Below are 19083 nucleotides of genomic sequence, written 5' to 3'. Positions count from 1 at the left end.
ATGTTTTTTGTCCCTAAAACAATTGAGCAGGAATGCTCAATTTGTTAAGAGATTAACATATTTATACGAGGGCTGCTATCACTCGAAAATCGATCAAACTATTCTCATCTTTTGTATCGCGCCCATGATGCAGCGAATCGAGCTTAACTGTTTTATAGTGAGCGGATTGCTTGAGTGATTCCAAAAACTGTTCTACTGATTGTAAGCTGCGCGTTTGGCCGCTTACGGTCAATAGGCTTTTACCCTGATACGAAATTTGAGTGAGTGCCGTATCTTTTGGAATGATCGACGAAATATAGTTCAAGAGTTCCAGCGGAACTTTTGTTGCAGATTGATAACGCTCTATTTTCTGGAGTGAATGTTGCAAATTATTTTTTTCCGTTTGTAGCGTTTCTAGGTTTTCACAAAAAGCATTAGTGCGCTGTGCAGTAATAAGCTCGTTTCTTTTTGTTTTTGCGTACATGAGGTGCATTAATTGGCATGCGTTAATACTCAAAACAACTATGAGCGCAGCGGAGAGGAGAATCCAGGAAATACGGTACCAAAGTTTGAGCGATTCTTGCTGCTTTGGCGGCAAAAGATAAAAAAGATTAACTGTTTTTTTCATAATATTCTTTTCCCAATAAATAAAGACCAACTGCGCGAACGACGGCATTATCACAATGAATAAAACTGCGCGATTGCGCCAGCTCTTTTGCTCGATCGTGCGTTGTTATCAACGAACAGTTCAGATTATTTTCTATAATTAAAAGAAAGAAGTGGAAATTATGCTGCGCTGTTAGATTTTTTTGCTGCAAACTATCATGGTAAATAAGTCGATCGTTTACCGATAAAACAATAAATGGATAATGAAAAGAATGAATAAACCGAGCAATATGTTCGCCAATGAGTGCGCGATTATAGATTAATCCATTTACGATCTGAGAACCGGGCAGCAATACCATTTCGGTCCGCACGTTATAATCGGCATCTTCTTCTTTAGTACAACTAAATTCCAGATGATCATCAAACACGCAAACGCCAATAAATGAAGGAGTTTTTTTTCGCCAGATCATAGTGGCATCCTAGCGCAGACAGCACGATCTTTTCCTTCAAGATCTTTCCAAATTTCCACATGTTCAAAAAGCGCCTTGCGCATAAGTTCTTTAACCGAATTTCCTTGTCGGTAGCCAATTTCAATAATGAGTTGCGGAATCATCAACTCTTTCATCTGATTGTTTTGCTTTAAATAGAGCGGCGCCTTTTTTATAATTTCCTCAATATGAGCAAGGCCACCGTGTTCTGAAACAAGGGCATTACGATCTTCCCAATTTGCAACCATTGGGTCCAGATGTTTCCATTCTTGTGCAGCAATATAGGGAGGATTGCTAACGATTAAATCAAATTGCTTGCGTGGTTCAATATCGTTATAAAGATCCGATTTAATGATCGTAACATTTTGTAAACGATTTGCTTTTGCATTTGCATGCGCGCAAGAAAGGGCAGAATCGGCAAGATCTGTTGCGATTAATTGAGATGCTGGTAATTCTTTTGCAAGCAAAAGCGCAATACAACCACTTCCGGTGCATAAATCCAAAATTGTTAAATGTTGATCCTTTAATTTTTTGAGAAGATTGATAATGTGCAAAGCCCATTCTTCAGTTTCTGGGCGCGGAATAAGCGTTGGAGGCTCAACAATTATGGAAAGCGAACCAAAAGGTACGGTTCCTAAAATATACTGCAACGGTTTTTGTTCAATAGTGTGCAGCCGGATCCATTCATTAAGTTTATTTTCTTGATCGTCGCTCAGCTCTAGTATTTCTTTGGTTAAAATATGCGCAACATCAAATCCGGTAAGCGCTTGCAAAAGCCACCAAGCAACTTGCTGTTGCTCAATAGTTGTTTTATAAATAGAAGCTAATTGTTGCTCGAGCTTAGCTATTAATGTTTGTGTTTGATGATTCAACGATAATCACCTTTCACTTTTTTTTCTGTGTATGATTATACTTATTTCCTAGAATAACCCTTTATCGATAAGTTAGAAAACTATGAAAAGAATGCTCAATATTTTGTCGTTTCTTTTAGGCATCTGGGTGATCGAATGTTATGCAATGGATAAAAAAGATTACGCAAAAGGAAAAATTAATTTAAGTAAATATGAAGAACGCGAAGATGATAACGATTGGGAAGTTGGCATCGAAACGGAAAAACTTGCTGTTGTGGCAGTGCAGAGAAAAACGGTGGATAAAAAACCCTCTTTGTATGAAAAAGTAAAGCAAAAATTTAAAGCTCTTACTGAAAAAAAAGACAAAACACGCGATGTTGTTATAAAATTAGATTCTAATTTTATGAGCGCAGATCAAGACGGCAAAGCTACTTTTGATGATATTTTGAATTTTGAACTAACATGTGTAAAAACAAAAAAAATCGAATTTTCTCAGGGGCTTGGTTGCTATCTAGTTACTTTAAAAAAACCAATGTCTACTGAGGAGCTTTCTCAAAGGCTAAAAAAATGGAATGAGGTAGAAGGAGTCGCTCCAGCAAAAGATGTTAATTGGGGCACTATTCAGCAAGAGAGAGAAAAAGTATACCATGCTAATGCGCTGCGATTAAGTAAAGAGTGATGAGACGTACTCATTTTTATCAAATAGCTTAATATCATCAATTTTTTCTCCAAATGAAATATAGGCAACAGGAATGCCAAGATCGTAGTTGATCGCAAACACGATCCCCCCTTTTCCGGTTCCATCAAGTTTCGTGAGCACAATGCCATCTATAGGCGTTGCGTCATGAAAAATCTTCGCCTGTTCAAACGAGTTTTGACCGAGCATGCTATCGATGGTAACGAGCGTTATAATCTTATAATCGGGCAGTTGCCGTGTGATTATACGTTTTATTTTTGTTAGTTCGTTCATTAAATTAGTTTTTGTCTGCAGCCGGCCGGCAGTATCAATGATGAGCGCATCGGCATCCTCTTTTTTGAATATCTCGCATCCTGAAAATACCACAGACGCAGGATCTTGAGCTATCGCTCCCTGCACAATTTGTGCGCCAGATTTTTCGGCCCATATTTTTAATTGTTCAGGTGCTGCAGCGCGGAAGGTATCTGCCGCTACAACAATTGTTTTTTTTCCTGCTTGTACAAAATGATGTGCAAGTTTTCCGGCAAACGTTGTTTTTCCACTTCCATTAACGCCAACCATTAAATAAACAGCTTTAGATTCGGGGAAAGAGAATGGTTTAAGCAGGTTAAGAAGAATATCTGAAAGGTTCCGCTTGAGTTGCGCGCCTGAGAGTTCTTGCGGTGCTGTTTTTTTTAATTGTTCTAAAATATGGCGAGTGGTTTTAACACCCGTATCTGCTTGAATTAAAAGTTGCTCAAGCTCTTTTAGTGAAGCTTCGTCTATCGATGATTTTGAAAAAAGTGAGGAAATGCGTGAAAAATGAGAAACTATTTTATTCAGCTGCGTTTTAAAAAAATTTAGCATACTTATTTTTCCAAAAAATTAGGGCCGCTCATTTTTTTTAATAATCGTGGCTATTCGCTCACCAACTTTGATTTCAAGAGGTTGCGTTGCAGTATTTTTAAATCTTTCATCAAGTGTAATTGTATTTTCTGGGAAAAGCATCACTATCGTAGATCCGCCAAATTCAAAGTAACCTACTTGATCACCTTTTTTATGCAATTCTTTTTCTGGATCGTATTTTTCTTTAATTTTTCCGACGCATAAAGCGCCAACAGGAATAAAAGCAATTTTGCCGGTGTCGGGGTGATCGATCTCAATAAGGTGCCGCTCATTTTCGGTCAATGGTTGAATACCAAACTGATAAGCGACGCTATTTACCGATTCGTACGCGCCACTAATTATTTGTGCTTTTTGCGCTGAACAATCAACTGGAAAATGAAAACGGTGGTAGTTCCATGGCCCGAGGTAAATAATAATCATTGTTCCATTTTTATAGATATCGGCCGAAAGGTGAGAATTTTTTCCCAGCAAACGAGCAACGTCGAACTTTTTTCCTTTTACGAGAAATTCGGTTTTCTCATTGAGTTGTTCTATCGCATAAATTGTGCCGTCAGCCGGGCTTGTAACCGAATCGATTGCTGAATCTATTGGTCGGCAATCAGGTTTTAATTTTCTTTTAAAAAATTTATTAAATGTTTTGTACGATTTAATATCTGGCTTGAGAGCTTCGTTCATATTAATTTGGTCGCGATATTGTTTGATGAACGTCGGAATAATATATTTGCTTGCCGAGCGATTTGCCAGCCAGCCAGTAAAAGCACTGAAATAGCCGCTGCGTGTAATAAATGAGCGAACAACTCTTCCTGCTGCGTTCTGATAAAGAAAGCGCAAGACGGTTGCCGAGCGACTTTCGTCCACGCAGTATAGTTGCGCCCCATGTACAAAAAATAGTATAAATAAAAGCTTTTTTGCTCTTAAATAGTTCATAACAACGAAACCAGTTTTGATAAAAATTGACAATTAACCATATAATTTTGCCATAATTTTTTTATTTTGTAAACAGCGCTGATTGCCAATTTGGCATTTTTTTAATCCCCCATTGAAACGCTAGGGTAGCTAAGCAGCCGCTTACTGCAGCAATTCCGATAATCGTCTTAATATTGCGTTGAGCCCAAGAAAGAGGTTTTCGATCTATTTTCGTAGGGCTTGGCTTAGGTGCGGACTTGGTACTTTTGGGATTAAATTGTAGGAAAGCAAAACTTTCCGTTTGTGTTTCTATCGAACGATAGATGTTTTTTAGTTTGCTTTTTGGTGTTGTTACAAAAGAAACAGAAGTGTGTTTTTTTATGGGTGGAGACTGCGGAGAATATTCCCCAAGCCTCTCTATAATTGCTTGCTCGAATCTTACTAAATTCAACTCATGTGTTTCTTTTTTGTAAGTGATTAAAAGTGCTTCTTGTGCGTATAAAGGCACTTCTTCTTCCTTGAGCTCGAGCGAAGAAACAATTTTTAAGCTACCATTTCCAATTGCAAGAGATGAATGCTCGTTTCCAGTTTGTAGAAATAAATGCTCGTATAAATATCCCTTATTCTTATGGGGTAAATTTTTATATTCGACTTCATAAACGTGATAATTTTCTCTCAAAAGATTTTTTGCAGGGTTTTCGTCAGATGAATTTTTTTGTAATTCCATAGTATAAGTATTCAGCGCCAATATACATATAATTATGAGATACCATTTCATAGATGGAATTCCCCCTTTTGGCTAACATTTTATTGAACAATATCGTCTACACGCTGCAAAAAAAGTTTTAAGCGTCGATAATCGTTTCCTGTGAGTAAAGAAAACGTTTCTATAAATTGCTCAAGAGAATCTTGCGTGATTAAATTTCTATCCGATTGTTCTTTAAGAAGAGCTAACAACAACTCATCGAGATTAAAAAGATTATTTGATAAAGCAAAAATGAGATGTAAATAACGATGTTGAGAAAATAGTTTTTTATGCAATTCCTCATGAGCATTTTGCACAAAAGCATGAATTTTTGGCGGTTCAGGAGCTAGCTGATAAAAAAGATGGTTTTTCTCATAATAACCTGCAATTAAGCAAGAAAAAGTGGTCTTGAGAAACTCAAAAATTTGTGGCTGTTCGCGCATAAGCTCAGCTTCTGTTTTTTGGTATGTAAACGGATAGCGAACTGGATCTATCGAGCCTGTTCTAATTTGATAAACAATACCAAAAAGAATTCTCTCGTTTGTTTCAATGGTAACGATTGAGCCAAATGATGGGCTTTTATTCCAATTCCAACTTTGAGCGAGCCATCCGGTTAGCGAGCTTTCTATTACTTCAGCAAATGGTTTGTTGTTTTCCATTATAAATTACTCAATTTTTAAAATCATAAATTAATTTAGAGTTTATCTTAAAAATTGAGCAAGTCTAAAGTTATGGCGAGAGAGTTAAAAGTATAAAAGTGAAAAAATGATCTGTAGGAATCTTTCCATCTGCAGTAAGCAGTAAAAATAAAAAGCTCATTCGAAAATGAGCTTTTTATTTTTACATATTAGTCTAATTTTTTAGATTCATTTCTTGTAACTTGAGATGCTCTGTAGTTCCAAAGATTTCTGAGGCAAAGCATCCCGGTCCCAACTGAGCCCATAGTTTTTAAGCCGAATCTCTTATTCCTGAGCGACTCGTATGCGACTCTCGTTTTTCCCAGAGCGGAGACCTGGTTAATAAGAGATCTTACCGATTTAGTATTATTGGCTGATGTAGGAAAATTGGGCATTTCGGAGTCAAGTGCTCTCGAAGAATTCATTAGAGTGTTATGTGCATCGTTATATTTAACTTTCGCATCAATCGTTGGAAAGAGTTTGAAATAATTATAGAAAAAGCTGATAAAACTTGCTGTACCGATAGCTACACTAAAAGGATTATCTTTGCACATCTCTATAGTGCTTTTCCATTTTTTTGGTTCTTCTGCAAGAATTCCGTTATTTATGCTGAAGGCGATAAGTGCCGCTGCTAATGTTTTTTTATTAAAAGAAATAATAAATTTCATAATTGTCCCCTGATTTAAGAAAAAAATACCTATCTGAAATATATTATCATGATGGGTAAATTCGTCAATCGAAATGTTGTTGAAATATCATCAATGAGCAGATTATAGCGGCATTCTTTGTAGTCAACAACTAAAAAAGCCGCGATTTGATGAAAAACATGTAATATGTGTTACGCGAATCACAAATCAAAAAGTGTTTGTTGCTCTGCGTACGTTCCAGCTTTTTTAACAATCAACATGTCTTTTAAAAACGTGCGTCTATGAACAATTGAGCTTCCATGAATATGCACCGCTTGCCGATGCAAATTAGTAGCATATCCTTTGTGTTGGCCAAAATGATAGTTTGGAAATGAGCGTGAAAGATTGCGCATGAGCTCGTCCCGTTTAACTTTAGCGATAATTGAGGCGGCAGCTATAGAATCTGATCTGCGCTCACCGAATGGAAAATGGTAAACATCAAGATGTTCATAAGGCGTTCTTAGAAGATTAAGGGGCATCGCATCAACGAGTATTGTGGAGGGTTGCTGAGGGCAACTGCCTGTAAGTTGCATAAATGCACGCTTCATGGCGCGTAACGTAGCGTGATAGATATTGTAGATATCAATATCCCTATGATTTACGATGGCAACGCTGGACCAACTGTTTTTTGTGAGCCATTTATACGCTTTTTGTAATTCTTCTTGGCTTAAAAGCTTTGAATCTTTTATGAGAGGATTTTTCTTATTTGGCAACAGAATCGCCGCTGCGGTGACTACAGGGCCTGCCAAGCACCCCCTGCCGACTTCGTCAATACCGCATACCAGACGGCCTTCTTGCCATGCTAGGGCCTCATAATGGTTTTTTTTGAACCGTTCTTTGATCTTAAATGTTACCATGGGGCATTTTTTCCATTTGACAAGAATATTTGTACTGGATACAATTAGAATTAATTAAATGCAGAACCATACTATCATATTGGACAGAAATTTACCAAGAGGAGTTTAACCATGTCTTCATCGACACAATTGCGTGTAAAAGAATTACTAAGAGAAAAGGGCTGGACGACAAAAACACTGGCTGAAAAGACCGGGATGTCTGAAAGTTACCTAACTCATATAAAAAATGGCACGCGTCGCTGGAACGAAGATTCACTTAAAAAATTGGCTAATGCGTTCGAAATTAGCCCGGTAGATCTTTTTGCTCAGCGCAAGCAGCGAACGGACAATATTGATAGCAACGTCAGTATGCCAGAGCAAGCGGATGTTAAGCTTAAGGTTCAAATTGTGCCGGTAGTTGGAGAAGTTCCTGCCAATCCATCTCCTTACAACAACCAATTAATGCAAATTACCAGTGGCCACAAAGATGAGTTTGTGCCGGTTTTGAATACGACCGACGGCTCATGCTTTGCACTTTCAATTGATAGCAACTTAATGGCTCCTACCTTTGTTAAGGGCGATTTGTTGATTATTTCTCCTGAAGTTTGGACCAGGTCTGGCGATATCGCAGCGGTTGAGTACGGCAACGATACGCAAATGCGCGCTATCATGCAAGTAACTTACACAGAAGATTTCATTGTTTTAGAGTCGGTTAACCATAAATCTGCCCCGGTGGCATTGATTCGTGGCAAAGACCACTTCAGAATTATTGGCCGCGTTATCCAACGTAACCAAAAATTGATCTAAAAGTTATTCAAAACCCCGCCTGAAAATGGTGGGGTTTTGCTTTTCTAGAGCCATAATTTGGCATTTCCTTTAATTAAGCTATACTGGATCATGTTCAACTAAATAAAACAGCGGTTGTTTTATAGTGTTTTTATAAACACTTCCAGTTAGTTTTCATAAAGGATCTACCACTATGTTACGGTACGAAACACTTATTCTTGCAGTTCCAGAGATTACTGCCAATGAAGCAACTTCGTTGGAAGGCCATATTGATGGACTGATAAAAAAAGCACAAGGTTCAGTTATTTCATTTGAGCGTTGGGGAAAATATCGCCTCGCGTACCCTATTTGGGCAAATGATTACGGCGTTTATTTCTTGGTTCGCTTTGAAGCAAATAAAGGCCAAAACGAAGCGCTTGTAAAAGAACTCGATTCTCTCTTCAAGGTTAAATATACGCAAGTTGTTATGCGTCATATGACCACGAAGCTTGAGCGTTCGCAATCACTTGCGTACTACAAGCCAGAGTCACTTGAAGATGCACCAGCACAAGATGTTGATACATTCTTGCGTGAAAACAAGATGAAGGGCCTTTTAAATAATGCTTCTTCATATGATGTTAAGCACGCAGAAGGAATTGAAGAATCTGATGAATCTGAAATGAGCGAATAAAGGTAGAACATGGCAAAAAGAAAAATGGCTAAATTAAAAATTAGCTCCCGACTATTGAGAAAAAAAGCGCGTCGTCTTTCGTTTGTTCCAAGAAAACATTGCCGTTTCTGCGGTAGTGATGAACAAGCATCGATGCTTGATTACAAGAACTCGCCGCTTTTACGCAGCTTCCTTACTGAACGTGGCAAAATTTTGCCTTCACGTATTTCAGGCACCTGCGCACGCCATCAGCGTGAACTTTCAACAATGATTAAAAAATCACGCGTAATGTCGTTAATTCCGTACTGCGCGGCTGATTTTTAGTCGTTAAGATTAGCTAAAAAATTAACCCGCTTTTGTGTGAGCAATCACATGAGAGCGGGTTTTTTATTGCTTCTAATGGAGAATTAATTATCTCCATGCTGAGTAAAATTTACATTTTTTAGGTTTTCAGAAAAATCACTAACAGATTATCAATAAAAAATTTATTTTTTTCTGCGACTTTCAAGCCTTCTGCCAGTTTATCGTTGAATAAATTTCTTTGAGCTTCAATTAGTATTTTAGAATTCTGTTTTTGAATCAATTTTATTCTGAATAATTTACTGCTTTTTTAAGTTGCTCATTTGCGCCGTATTCTGCATCTTTGAGGACTAACTCTCTAAAATAATCACATTGCGTTTTGACCGGAATGTTTTGCTTAAGGGCATCGCGGCATAAGAATGCAAATCCCTCGAGTCCGGCAATGGTATTATGTTTGCGTTTTGCATCATTTTTATTAAAGAAATTTCTTGCGTCTTCATTGTTGGGTTGTTCAGTATCGGTTTGGGCAACTTGATCTTTCTGAGTGTGAACGCTCAAATTATCGTAAATTCCCCAAAGGACGCCGCTGCTTTCTTTTATGCCAAGGAATATTGCTCGAATGGTTTCGTTGGATAAATTTTGAAACTTCGGATTAATTTCTTTAGTTTTTTTGTTAAGTAGAGGCTCAAAGTCGAGTGCAGATTTTTGAACGACGATGCAATTATCATCGCTTGGCAATGCATCTTGGGCGCCTCTGATCATTACGAGCCAAGTTTCGGGAACAAAAAAATTGTTGCCTAGTTTGTTTTTTTCGATCGCTTCGCTCAGTCGAAGGTAGCCAGCCTCTTGGCTTACCGTTTGATAGGTTGTAACTGGGTGCAAACTATCAGGAAATTCTGAGATCTGGCGCCAGCCATAAGGCTTACCTTCATTATCATCTTGGGAATGCATAGCTGTGTATGCAAGATTAACGGGGCCCGCATATTTTATAAAATAATGCTCACCTTCAAATTCAACCGGCAACGCAGCGTTCCAATCGCTCATATTCCCATATTTTTTTAGCAGGTCTTTAAACTCATTATGAGCGTTTTTGATGCTTGCGGGTGTTAGTGCCACATCTTTTGTATATGGAATGGTTCCATGTAGCACGGTATTTTTTTCACTCCATTTCCAAATATTTTTTTGTAGATTTTCAGGTAAGGGTGGTTGCAATTGCATAATTGATGCAGCATCAATTATTTTACCATAATAGGTTTGATGGGTATTTAATTCTTCCTTTTGCTCCATGCTATTTAATATTCTAGGCAAGCAAAGCATGAATAATAATAATTTTTTCATAAAATCTACTCCTAAAAATGATGCGCGCATAGAAATTGCGCAGTGTTTATTTTAGTGTACCAGGTAAATGAAAGAAATTATTTTTTGATATGACGAGATTTTCTTTGCAGAGCTCATAAAGAATTCGTTCGATTCTTGTCGGTTCACGATTGATAAGAGAAAAAAGATCTATTAATGAAAGTTTTGGTGATTCTAAAAGTGATTGCAGAATCATGCCGCGAATTTGTCTATCTGACCCTTCAAATTTAGTTTGTGTTGTATGATGTGCACTTTTCCGACTTGGATTGGGATACATTTTTTTGAGCATTACGCCGTAATCCATAAGTGCATAGTACCACAAACGGGGATTTTCTTTATCAAGCGTCAGCTCAACGAATGGCCGAATTTCACTGTCGTGAACTTTCTCTTTGCCCTGAAAGAAAAAGTGAATATAAACGGCACGAATATTTGTTTCGATAAAAACACTGGGTGCATTAAAGGCAAATGCGCAAATTGAAGATGCGGTTGCTGGGCCGATCCCAGGAAATTCGTCTATAATTTCAGGAATAGTGGGCAAAATTCCGCCGAATTTGTGCATAACTTCTTGAGCAAGCTTTTGCAGATTGAGCGCGCGGCGGTTATACCCAAGCCCCTTCCAATAACGCAAAACTTCTGAAAATTGTGCAGTTGCAAGCGTCTGAAAATCTGGAAACGCAGCGATGAATTGTTCGTATTTGGGTGCGACGCGAAATGTTTGCGTTTGCTGAAGCATTACTTCAGAAACAACTATATGATAGGGATTTTGTGTTTGTCGCCATGAGAACGATCGCCCGCGCTCATTAAAATAATCCCAAATTGTTTTTTGAAACGATGCAATTTCGTCAGCAACTAGGAGGGGGTTATTATTCTCCGGAATTTGTTTTGAGCAAATCGGTGGTATATTTGGCATAATTGTGCTCTGCTTGTATTGGAAAATAATAAATGCCAGGTATTTTGTGTGGATGAAGAGCTTTGATCTCTTGCTCAATTTCGCTTATGAAAGATTTTTCTGTGTTTGCAGAGAGCGTATATTCTTGATCATGATTTAATTTTCCTTCCCAAGAATAAATGCTTTCATGTGGACGTACATGGGCTGATGCAATGAGTTTTTTTTCAAGCAACATATACGCAGCTTGGTGCGCAGTTTCTTGATCAGGAAACGAAACGTTAAAAAGAATGAGCTCATTCATAGTGAAAAAGTAAGTTATCTATTTTTGGCTTAACATATTATTAACGATGTCAGTTATCGTACGTGAAAAGTTTTGTTTTGGAAAGTTTGCTAATCGTTTTTCGATCTCTTTTGCTTCGCTTGGATTGGCCAAAAAGTCTGAAACAACGCTCTTAAGATTCTTCAATTTTCGTAGAGATGAACCGAATTTATGCTCTTTGATGAAATGAATATTGAAATCTTCCCACATTAAACTTTTTGAGGTGCAATCGAGCAGCGTTGGTTTATTCATATAGATGGACTCCGCTACGCTAACTGAGCCTGCTTTAGTAATGCAAAGATTTGATACTGCCATAAGATCGGCGATGCGTTCCGTGAATCCAATGAGCGAAAGGGTAACATGCGGCGGCAATGCTATTTCATTAATGCGCATGCGCAATTCCTCATTTCTTCCCAAGCAAACAATAAGATGAAACGGTGTTTTGATCTCTTTTAATTCCAGAACGTACCGATAAAGCGCTTCAGATCCGACTGCGCCCATTAAAAGAAAAATGATCGGTTTATTTTTGGGAAGATGAAACTCTTCTTTAAGAGCTTCTATGTTTTTTTGCTCAAAAAAAGACGGGCGAAGTGGAAAGCCGCTGACATCTATTTGTTTTTTATAGATGCATGCTTTATCGGCTATCTTCCAAATTGCAGGATCGTTAAAAGGAAGGCCCACAAAAAATTTATCATTTATTTTTGAATGAACATTATGAATGAATGTAGAAGTATCCAGATCTGTAGGGATCACTAAAAAAGGAATATTCATCGAACGGGTTACTTCATTGAGTACGCCGTTTACAATCGGAATTACTGAAATAATAAGATCAGGTTTTTCTTTTTGTAAAAACGGAATAAGTAATTTTTTAACTTTCCATTTAACAAATGGAATCGACCAGAGGCCAGAAAGGCAAAGCAAGTTAATAGCGCGAGACCATTTACGACGCAAGAAAAAATTATACGCCTCTTCGCAATCCATGGTATTAAAGGTCATTATTCGAAAGGGATCCATAGGGGGCAATACATCGCGAAAAAGAGCGACAGAATACGCTTGATGCTCATCTTTTAAATATTCGATAATTGCATTCGAAGCCGATATATGGCCGCCGCCACCATGACTCGTAAAAATCAGTACTTTTGCCATTAATTTTCCTAAAGAGCGCAATTTTTCAATATAATTTGCGACTCATTTTCTTCCCTCAATCCAGAAATCACTGGCCGCTTCTTTTAAAAACGGCCAGGATTTTATTTCTTACAAGAGCGGTGGGGTCAAAGTTCGTATAAAAAATGACCAATCTGCGCATTAATTCAGACTGTTTAGCCCAGTAATTGTTCATTATAACAAAACTTTAAAAAAATGTGACAAAAGGGCTATTTTTCCCCTTTGTCTTAGAAAATATATGGATTAAAGCTGACGATAAAAAGTACAAATTAACTTACGCGACCCACTTTAATGGTAACCATCGCATCGGTTCTTAAAACCTTTTTCACCGCGGTTTTAACTTCATCAAGCGTTATAGCATTAATCCTTTCAGTTAGCTTAGTAAAATAATCCCATGGCAATTCAAATTCGTTGAGAAACAAAAATGCGCTCGCTATTGAACCGTTAGTTGAATAAAAATCGTCGGGAGCCAGCAATACCCTTCTTTTTGCCGCTTCAAGCTCATGGGGCATTACCGAATCAATAGACTTTTCTATTGCTTCTGTAATTAGATTCTCAGCTTCTTGCAATCGATCATTTGAAACAGCGGTGTGAACAAAAAACATTCCTGGATATTTTCCACTTCCTGATATGAGCGATCCTCGAATGCTGTAAAATGCTCCAGATTTTTCCCGCAATTCGAATAGCTTCGAGCCAATGCCATTACCAAATAGTTGTTCAAAAAGAAGAAGCTTTTCATAATCTGGATGATTACGATCTACTGATAGTCCACCAAAAATAAGTACTGTTTGATCCCGCTGCATTTCTATCGTGATAGTTTTGGATTTAACGGTTTTGGGAATTTGGGTTTTTATGTCCTCAATTTTTGGTCCGCGCCATAAACCAATGGTATTTTCAAGCAGGTTTTTGAGATCTATACCATCAAGATCCCCGACGATTGCCATACTTGCTTGATCGGGACTTATATGAACATTATGAAAATGGAAGAGATCTTCCCGTGTGATTTTTTCGATCGATTCAGGAGTGCCGAGACTGTTTTTGCTTTTTGGATGAAATGGGAAAATATATTCTTTTATTTTTTGGAATGCGATTGAATCTGGATTTTGTAAAAAATATTTATAATCTCTTCGGGTCCAATCACGTACCTTTTCTAAAGCTTGTTCATCAAAATTCGGCTCAGAGAGTAATTCTCTCGATAGCTCTAAAGCAGTTTCAAAATCTTCTTTGAGAACATTAAGATCAACCGATCCTGGTGACATATTAAGGCCGATTGCATTAGCTTCAATCAACTCAGCGATCTCATCTGCAGTATGCTGTTTAGTGCCGCCTTCAACAAGCATCGTTGCAAGAATTCGGTACAGGCCAGGCAGGGTTTCAGAATCGTAATATTCATCGGCTTTTAGCATAATGCTTGCCGAAATCTTTGGTATTGAGGGTTTGTGATAATAAAATACGGTGAGGCCGTTGCTAAGGTTTATTATTTTTGGCACTGGATAGGTCGATTGCGCAACTTGGGGTATCGACAACTCGGATGCGTAGGCAACCGGCTCGACAGCACTTTCGCGAATTCTTCCGGCAAGAAGTGCGGCATCTTCGTTGTCGGAAGCTTTTTGCATTTGCGTCCAGTATCCTTTCTCGTCGTCACTGAGAGGTAACAGTATGCCTTTGTGCATAACTGATGGGCGCAAATAATCCTGAACGAATTCTCTCGCTTTTTTGTTGTGTTGAGCCCGATCGCTCCAGTGATCAATATACGGATAATATTCATCTTGAAGGCATGAGTATGATTTTCCAAGAAGCGATGCTTGGCCGTAATTATTTTCTAGGGTGTCGTATTGTTGTGTTTGATATTGCTTGCAAATGCGATCCAACTCTTGCGTCGTGAGGCCTTCACGAGCAAGTTGGGTAAGCTCTTTTTGGATGTGATCGATAATTAATTGAAGATCATCAATTTTTTTGGGCTCGCATGCAATTAAAAATACATCATGATCAAAAAGCGCCCATGATAAGCTGCCAACTGAGGTTACAAGTTGAAGTTGATCGACCAACAAATGATGTAAGCGGCTCATTTTTCCGCCGGTAAGTACGCTATGAACAAGTGAAATAGTAGGGTGCAGTTTTTTCCTAAACCCTGGAATAACCCATCCAAGCACAACATAAGGAACTTGCACGTCGCGGTAAAGAATTACTGTTTGGGCGCTAATATCGGACGCTAAATGAGTGCGATTTTTTTTGTAGGCAAAGTTTGGTTCTATTGATGAAAAATATTTTTCCGTCAGTTCGAATGCTTCTTGCGGATCAACCTTACCAATAATAACAAGCGTGGCATTATTAGGAAGATAATGTTTCTTATAGAACTCATGGAGATTTGCACGGCTGAGATTCCAGAGATCTTGTTTGAATCCGATTATAGGATAATGATATGGATGATCAGGAAAAATGGAGCCAATTAACTTTTGAATAAGGATCCGTTTGAAATCATCATGATATTTTTTCATTTCTGCGATAACTGCTTTAAGCTCTGCATTTAAAATATCTTCTTTAAATGTGCAGTTTTTCATGCAATCGGCAATGAGCGGCAACGCTTCCTTCCAGTATGCAGGTGGGAGATTAAAAAGGTAATTGGTTGTATCATATGATGTCATTGCATTTGCATAGCCCGATAAGATTTTGGTAATTTCTGGAATATCTGATTCAGAAAGGATCTCCGTTCCTTTGAAAATCATATGTTCAATAAAATGCGCAAGGCCTTTTTCCCTTAAATCTTCATCTTTTGAACCAATATTGTACCAAACTTGCACGGATACTTTTTGCATTGTATCTGCTGGCCGAACTAAAACGGTAAGGCCATTTGATAATTGTTTTTTATAAATAGTAGGAATTTGAATTGCATTCAAAAAGAGTGCATTCATCGTCAGAAAAAATAAAAAAACAAATTTTTGCATCATCAACTCTTCTTTTAATATTTTTTTATTCTTTTGTTCTGCAATTAATAGCTTTTTCTAAATCCTTCCACTTAATTATCTTTTCCTTCAACGAATTTTAATTTACTATTTTTTTGAAGATAAAAGAGAAAAGTGCCGGTTTTATTTATTTTGCGTGTTATCTGATCATCACAACTATACAATCCAGTTTCTTCGTCATAGTTCATTAATTTGGCGTTTATTGAGGTACTGTCTCCCCAGTAAGGGCGAACTATTATACTTTTGCCATCCGTTTCTTGCGTGCAAAAAAAAGGCCGATCGAATGTAGGTTCCGTTACTGAGCTTTTTGCTTGAAGCGCACCTTCTAGAATTATGGTAGAGCATTCATTTATAAGAGGTGAGTAAGTAAAGGGGTCAAATTGCTTTATTATGTTCAAATCAGAAATTATCTGATAAACAATCCAGCTATTGGTTTTATTTTTCAAGCAAATCTGATCCTGCTTTGAGATCTTCGCAGGTAAAAAACTTCCAAGCATTGCGGAATGTAGCAGTGAGGTCGATAAAAATGCTGAGCAAAATACTATTGAAAAAAAAGTTCTAATTATTTTTTGCATGTTTAAATTCTTCCAACTTTAAGTCGCACTAATTTTTCACTACTTAATACTTTTCGCGTAGCGGTGCAAATATCTTCTTTGTTAACGCTTAATAATTGGCCCGGTCTTTTATCAAAATAATCGGCAGGCAATTTATAACGTTCAAGAAGTGCAAATGTCGCTGCAATTTGGCGATTTGATTCAAAATTATCAACCATGGAATTGATAAGCCCATTTTGTGCTTGCTCAAGTTCGCTATCTTCAATTTGATCGGTAGCATGATCGATAGTTTCTAAAATTGCTTGTTGAGCTTCGTCAACACGATCAAGAGAAACGATCGTTTTGATAAATACCATTCCAGGTTGCTCGTCAGCATGATGGAGCAATGAACCACCGATCGTATAAAAGAGTCCCGATTGTTCACGAAGCTGGAAGAGTCGGGAACTCATAGAGCCTAATACGCCGCCCGTAAATATTTGATCAAAAAGTAAAATTTTATCAAAATCTGGATTGCTACGCGCAACTGATAATCCTGCAAATCCCAATACTATTTGATCACGATTGATTTGATAAACAATTTCATGGGGCTTAATGGTGTGCAACGTAGGAAATGCTATTGAGCTTGCTGGGCCACCTTGCCATTTGGCGATCGTTTTTTCAAGTACCGCTTTAATATTATATGATTCTAGATCACCAACAAGCACCAGCGTTGCTTCGTTTGGGGTTGCAAATTGCTTGTACGCGCGAATGAGATCACCTTTTTTAATCTTCTCTAGCGTTGGAATATCGCCCATATACCGTTTGCTATAGGGATGATTCTTATATATTTCTTCGCGTGCTAATTGCACGGTGAATTCTGAGGGGCTATCCCAATAATCTTTTACGTCCGAAACGAGTTGTTCACGAACTTTTTCTATTGCATCCTCATCGAATGAAGATTCAGACATCATCTCTGTAATAAACCCGAGTCCTTGCTCAAGATCTGCGCTGAGCATGTTGAGCGCAATGTAACCTGGCGAGCAACTTAAGCTCATTCCATACGATTCCACCGCTTCACTAAACTCGCTACCAGGATGTGTTTTTGTTCCTTCATCCAGTAATCCGGTCATGAACGCATAAAGGCCTTCCATTCCTGCTGGATCGTAATAGCTTTTTGCTTTAAGCATCAGTAATCCGTCGATGGTTGGTGTATTTGGATTATGGTAATAAAGCACGGTCAAACCGTTTGAAAGCTGCAGTCTCTCTGGCCGTGGGAAATTAAACGATTTTGTAGGTGAAATAGGTACATTATGAACGTGCGATCCGGCTTCAACGGGCACTTCGCGCACAACGTCTTTAAGTACGCGTGCATCTTCAGCATCCGATTCTTTTTGCACCATGAGCCACATATCTTTATCCTGCTGGGCAATTGGCAAAATAGTGCCTTTATGCATGAGCGAAGGGCGAATAAAATTGCTCGCAATATTTTTTATCACTTCGTTTAACTGTTCGGTTGGGTAATCCAAATACGTAAAGAGGAACTGTTCGTTTCCTGTCGCTAAATAAGACTGCCCAATCACGTACGCTTGCTTTTGATTCGATTCGAGCACGCTTAAATATTCCATATGAGTTTTTTTAATTGCGCGCTGCAGTTCTCGCGTATTTAAACCATGGGTGACGATTGAGCTAATTTCATCATGAATGATGCGGGTGATTAAATCGATATCGGTCACTTTTTTTGGCTGGAAGTAGATGAAAAATACGCCGTAATCAAAAAGATCGTAGGTGAAGGTATCGAGCTCAGTTACTAATTGTAGATCATCGATAAGTTTGTGCGCAAGGCGAGAACTTTTTCCAGATCCTAAAATCCATGCGAGCACATCAAGTGGATAATCAAGCTGTGCTTTTGCGCCGGGAACAACGAATGCGAGCATAACTATTGGTTGTTGCACATCTCGATAAAGTGTTATTGATTGCGTCATTAAATCAAGATGATGATAAAATTCTTCTTTTCTATAATCTGGATTGGGTTTTAAATCGCCAAAAATAGACTCAGATCGTTCAAATACATCATCGGCAGAAACATCCCCGGTCACTACGAGCGTTGCATTGTTAGTTACATAATGCGTTTCATAAAAATTAACTAACGCATCGCGCTTCATATTCCATAAATCTTGTTTGAAGCCGATGATGGGAAAATGATAAGGATGATCATAGAATATGGCCGAGATAAGCGCTTCAACAATCGTTGAAGGATAATTATCTTTGTACATTTTCAGTTCTTGGATAACCGCTTTCATCTCTGAATTTAAAAACTCTTGGCGGAAGGTGCAGTTTGCCATGCAATCTTCCATAATGGGGAGCGCTTCATGCCAATGCTGCGAAGGCATATCAAAAAGATAACCGGTATAATCGTACGATGTGAACGCGTTGCAGGATCCCGAAAGTTTATTAACGATCAAATTGATATCAGATTCTGAAAGCTTTTGAGTACCTTTGAAGATCATATGCTCAATTAAATGCGCAATTCCCTTTTGCCCTGTTTTTTCATCTTTTGAGCCAACGTTGTACCACATCTGCAGGGATACTTTTGGAATCAGTTGGTTTGGGCGAACCAATATTGTTAACCCGTTATTTAAGACTTTTTTAAAGACCTTTTTTGCTGCAACGATTGACATAGGTACCTTTTTGGCAATAGAAGAAATTTTTTATTTAAGCTTAGCCCGAATTTGGAAAAAAGTGCAGAATTTAAAAAGGGCAAAAAGTAC

Annotated in this window: 20 protein-coding genes; 4 read left to right on the top strand and 16 right to left on the bottom strand. The window is 38.1% G+C overall.

The window, feature by feature from the left end:
• Positions 1-61: 61 nt before the first annotated feature.
• From VHO47_05375 to prmC, 3 genes are read right to left on the bottom strand one after another with little or no spacing between them, the layout of a single operon-like run.
• Positions 62-607 carry a PilN domain-containing protein gene (locus VHO47_05375; GenBank protein ID HEX2978524.1) on the bottom strand — a complete coding sequence of 182 codons (546 nt, stop codon included), beginning with the start codon at positions 605-607 and terminating at the stop codon, positions 62-64.
• Positions 591-1055, bottom strand: coding sequence for a hypothetical protein (locus tag VHO47_05370; protein ID HEX2978523.1), 465 nt, complete (start codon positions 1053-1055; stop codon positions 591-593). Before VHO47_05370 ends, VHO47_05375 begins: the two co-directional genes overlap by 17 nt.
• Complete coding sequence (prmC, locus tag VHO47_05365) at positions 1052-1945, bottom strand: peptide chain release factor N(5)-glutamine methyltransferase (protein ID HEX2978522.1); 894 nt, start codon at positions 1943-1945, stop codon at positions 1052-1054. Before prmC ends, VHO47_05370 begins: the two co-directional genes overlap by 4 nt.
• A gap of 82 nt (positions 1946-2027) precedes the next feature.
• Between prmC and VHO47_05360 the strand changes: the two genes are divergently transcribed.
• The gene (locus tag VHO47_05360) at positions 2028-2603 is read left to right on the top strand and encodes a hypothetical protein (GenBank protein ID HEX2978521.1); all 576 of its coding nucleotides are present in this window, start codon (positions 2028-2030) and stop codon (positions 2601-2603) included.
• Here VHO47_05360 and ftsY read toward each other — a convergent pair.
• The 6 genes from ftsY to VHO47_05330 all read right to left on the bottom strand — a co-directional run bounded on the left by ftsY (position 2589) and on the right by VHO47_05330 (position 7377).
• Positions 2589-3467 (bottom strand): signal recognition particle-docking protein FtsY, encoded by an 879-nt coding sequence (gene ftsY, locus VHO47_05355; GenBank protein ID HEX2978520.1) that lies wholly within the window; start codon positions 3465-3467, stop codon positions 2589-2591. The two genes, VHO47_05360 and ftsY, sit on opposite strands and share 15 nt — an antisense overlap.
• Before the next feature lie 18 nt (positions 3468-3485).
• On the bottom strand, positions 3486-4433 hold the full coding sequence (asd, locus tag VHO47_05350) for an archaetidylserine decarboxylase (protein HEX2978519.1): 948 nt from the start codon (positions 4431-4433) through the stop codon (positions 3486-3488).
• 61 nt (positions 4434-4494) lie between these two features.
• Positions 4495-5190 carry a hypothetical protein gene (locus VHO47_05345; GenBank protein HEX2978518.1) on the bottom strand — a complete coding sequence of 232 codons (696 nt, stop codon included), beginning with the start codon at positions 5188-5190 and terminating at the stop codon, positions 4495-4497.
• A 29-nt stretch (positions 5191-5219) separates the two neighbouring features.
• On the bottom strand, positions 5220-5816 hold the full coding sequence (locus VHO47_05340; GenBank protein HEX2978517.1) for a hypothetical protein: 597 nt from the start codon (positions 5814-5816) through the stop codon (positions 5220-5222).
• 188 nt (positions 5817-6004) lie between these two features.
• Complete coding sequence (locus VHO47_05335; protein HEX2978516.1) at positions 6005-6502, bottom strand: hypothetical protein; 498 nt, start codon at positions 6500-6502, stop codon at positions 6005-6007.
• Between the two features lie 179 nt (positions 6503-6681).
• Positions 6682-7377, bottom strand: coding sequence for a ribonuclease HII (locus VHO47_05330; GenBank protein ID HEX2978515.1), 696 nt, complete (start codon positions 7375-7377; stop codon positions 6682-6684).
• 111 nt (positions 7378-7488) lie between these two features.
• Between VHO47_05330 and VHO47_05325 the strand changes: the two genes are divergently transcribed.
• From VHO47_05325 to rpsR, 3 genes are all read left to right on the top strand, one after another.
• Positions 7489-8163, top strand: a complete 675-nt coding sequence (locus VHO47_05325; protein HEX2978514.1) for an XRE family transcriptional regulator — start codon at positions 7489-7491, stop codon at positions 8161-8163.
• Positions 8164-8335: 172 nt separating this feature from the next.
• Complete coding sequence (locus VHO47_05320) at positions 8336-8812, top strand: 30S ribosomal protein S6 (protein ID HEX2978513.1); 477 nt, start codon at positions 8336-8338, stop codon at positions 8810-8812.
• A gap of 9 nt (positions 8813-8821) precedes the next feature.
• Positions 8822-9115 (top strand): 30S ribosomal protein S18, encoded by a 294-nt coding sequence (gene rpsR, locus VHO47_05315; protein ID HEX2978512.1) that lies wholly within the window; start codon positions 8822-8824, stop codon positions 9113-9115.
• Positions 9116-9376: 261 nt separating this feature from the next.
• Here the strand turns inward: rpsR and VHO47_05310 are convergent, their stop codons facing one another.
• The 7 genes from VHO47_05310 to VHO47_05280 form a co-directional block, all read right to left on the bottom strand.
• Complete coding sequence (locus VHO47_05310) at positions 9377-10429, bottom strand: hypothetical protein (GenBank protein HEX2978511.1); 1053 nt, start codon at positions 10427-10429, stop codon at positions 9377-9379.
• A gap of 46 nt (positions 10430-10475) precedes the next feature.
• On the bottom strand, positions 10476-11357 hold the full coding sequence (locus VHO47_05305; protein HEX2978510.1) for a hypothetical protein: 882 nt from the start codon (positions 11355-11357) through the stop codon (positions 10476-10478).
• Complete coding sequence (cutA, locus tag VHO47_05300) at positions 11311-11637, bottom strand: divalent cation tolerance protein CutA (protein HEX2978509.1); 327 nt, start codon at positions 11635-11637, stop codon at positions 11311-11313. The genes VHO47_05305 and cutA overlap by 47 nt, the downstream gene beginning before the upstream one ends.
• Positions 11638-11655: 18 nt before the next feature.
• Complete coding sequence (locus VHO47_05295) at positions 11656-12801, bottom strand: glycosyltransferase (protein HEX2978508.1); 1146 nt, start codon at positions 12799-12801, stop codon at positions 11656-11658.
• 287 nt (positions 12802-13088) lie between these two features.
• On the bottom strand, positions 13089-15767 hold the full coding sequence (locus VHO47_05290; GenBank protein HEX2978507.1) for a pitrilysin family protein: 2679 nt from the start codon (positions 15765-15767) through the stop codon (positions 13089-13091).
• 68 nt (positions 15768-15835) lie between these two features.
• Positions 15836-16357 carry a hypothetical protein gene (locus VHO47_05285; GenBank protein ID HEX2978506.1) on the bottom strand — a complete coding sequence of 174 codons (522 nt, stop codon included), beginning with the start codon at positions 16355-16357 and terminating at the stop codon, positions 15836-15838.
• Positions 16358-16359: 2 nt separating this feature from the next.
• Complete coding sequence (locus VHO47_05280; GenBank protein HEX2978505.1) at positions 16360-18993, bottom strand: pitrilysin family protein; 2634 nt, start codon at positions 18991-18993, stop codon at positions 16360-16362.
• Between the last annotated feature and the right edge of the window lie 90 nt (positions 18994-19083).

It is taken from the genome of Candidatus Babeliales bacterium (assembly GCA_036260945.1).
In the GTDB taxonomy this organism is placed as follows: domain Bacteria; phylum Babelota; class Babeliae; order Babelales; family JACPOV01; genus JACPOV01.
The sequence above is the reverse complement of the archived record's forward strand: the minus strand, read 5'-3'. Positions and strand labels throughout refer to the sequence as shown.

Coding starts and splice junctions, on each gene's coding strand:
- VHO47_05375 (HEX2978524.1), bottom strand. CDS start 607: ATGAAAAAAACAGTTAATCTTTTTTATCTTTTGCCGCCAAAGCAGCAA.
- VHO47_05370 (HEX2978523.1), bottom strand. CDS start 1,055: ATGATCTGGCGAAAAAAAACTCCTTCATTTATTGGCGTTTGCGTGTTT.
- VHO47_05360 (HEX2978521.1), top strand. CDS start 2,028: ATGAAAAGAATGCTCAATATTTTGTCGTTTCTTTTAGGCATCTGGGTG.
- ftsY (HEX2978520.1), bottom strand. CDS start 3,467: ATGCTAAATTTTTTTAAAACGCAGCTGAATAAAATAGTTTCTCATTTT.
- asd (HEX2978519.1), bottom strand. CDS start 4,433: ATGAACTATTTAAGAGCAAAAAAGCTTTTATTTATACTATTTTTTGTA.
- VHO47_05345 (HEX2978518.1), bottom strand. CDS start 5,190: ATGAAATGGTATCTCATAATTATATGTATATTGGCGCTGAATACTTAT.
- VHO47_05340 (HEX2978517.1), bottom strand. CDS start 5,816: ATGGAAAACAACAAACCATTTGCTGAAGTAATAGAAAGCTCGCTAACC.
- VHO47_05335 (HEX2978516.1), bottom strand. CDS start 6,502: ATGAAATTTATTATTTCTTTTAATAAAAAAACATTAGCAGCGGCACTT.
- VHO47_05330 (HEX2978515.1), bottom strand. CDS start 7,377: ATGGTAACATTTAAGATCAAAGAACGGTTCAAAAAAAACCATTATGAG.
- VHO47_05325 (HEX2978514.1), top strand. CDS start 7,489: ATGTCTTCATCGACACAATTGCGTGTAAAAGAATTACTAAGAGAAAAG.
- VHO47_05320 (HEX2978513.1), top strand. CDS start 8,336: ATGTTACGGTACGAAACACTTATTCTTGCAGTTCCAGAGATTACTGCC.
- rpsR (HEX2978512.1), top strand. CDS start 8,822: ATGGCAAAAAGAAAAATGGCTAAATTAAAAATTAGCTCCCGACTATTG.
- VHO47_05310 (HEX2978511.1), bottom strand. CDS start 10,429: ATGAAAAAATTATTATTATTCATGCTTTGCTTGCCTAGAATATTAAAT.
- VHO47_05305 (HEX2978510.1), bottom strand. CDS start 11,357: ATGCCAAATATACCACCGATTTGCTCAAAACAAATTCCGGAGAATAAT.
- cutA (HEX2978509.1), bottom strand. CDS start 11,637: ATGAATGAGCTCATTCTTTTTAACGTTTCGTTTCCTGATCAAGAAACT.
- VHO47_05295 (HEX2978508.1), bottom strand. CDS start 12,801: ATGGCAAAAGTACTGATTTTTACGAGTCATGGTGGCGGCGGCCATATA.
- VHO47_05290 (HEX2978507.1), bottom strand. CDS start 15,767: ATGATGCAAAAATTTGTTTTTTTATTTTTTCTGACGATGAATGCACTC.
- VHO47_05285 (HEX2978506.1), bottom strand. CDS start 16,357: ATGCAAAAAATAATTAGAACTTTTTTTTCAATAGTATTTTGCTCAGCA.
- VHO47_05280 (HEX2978505.1), bottom strand. CDS start 18,993: ATGTCAATCGTTGCAGCAAAAAAGGTCTTTAAAAAAGTCTTAAATAAC.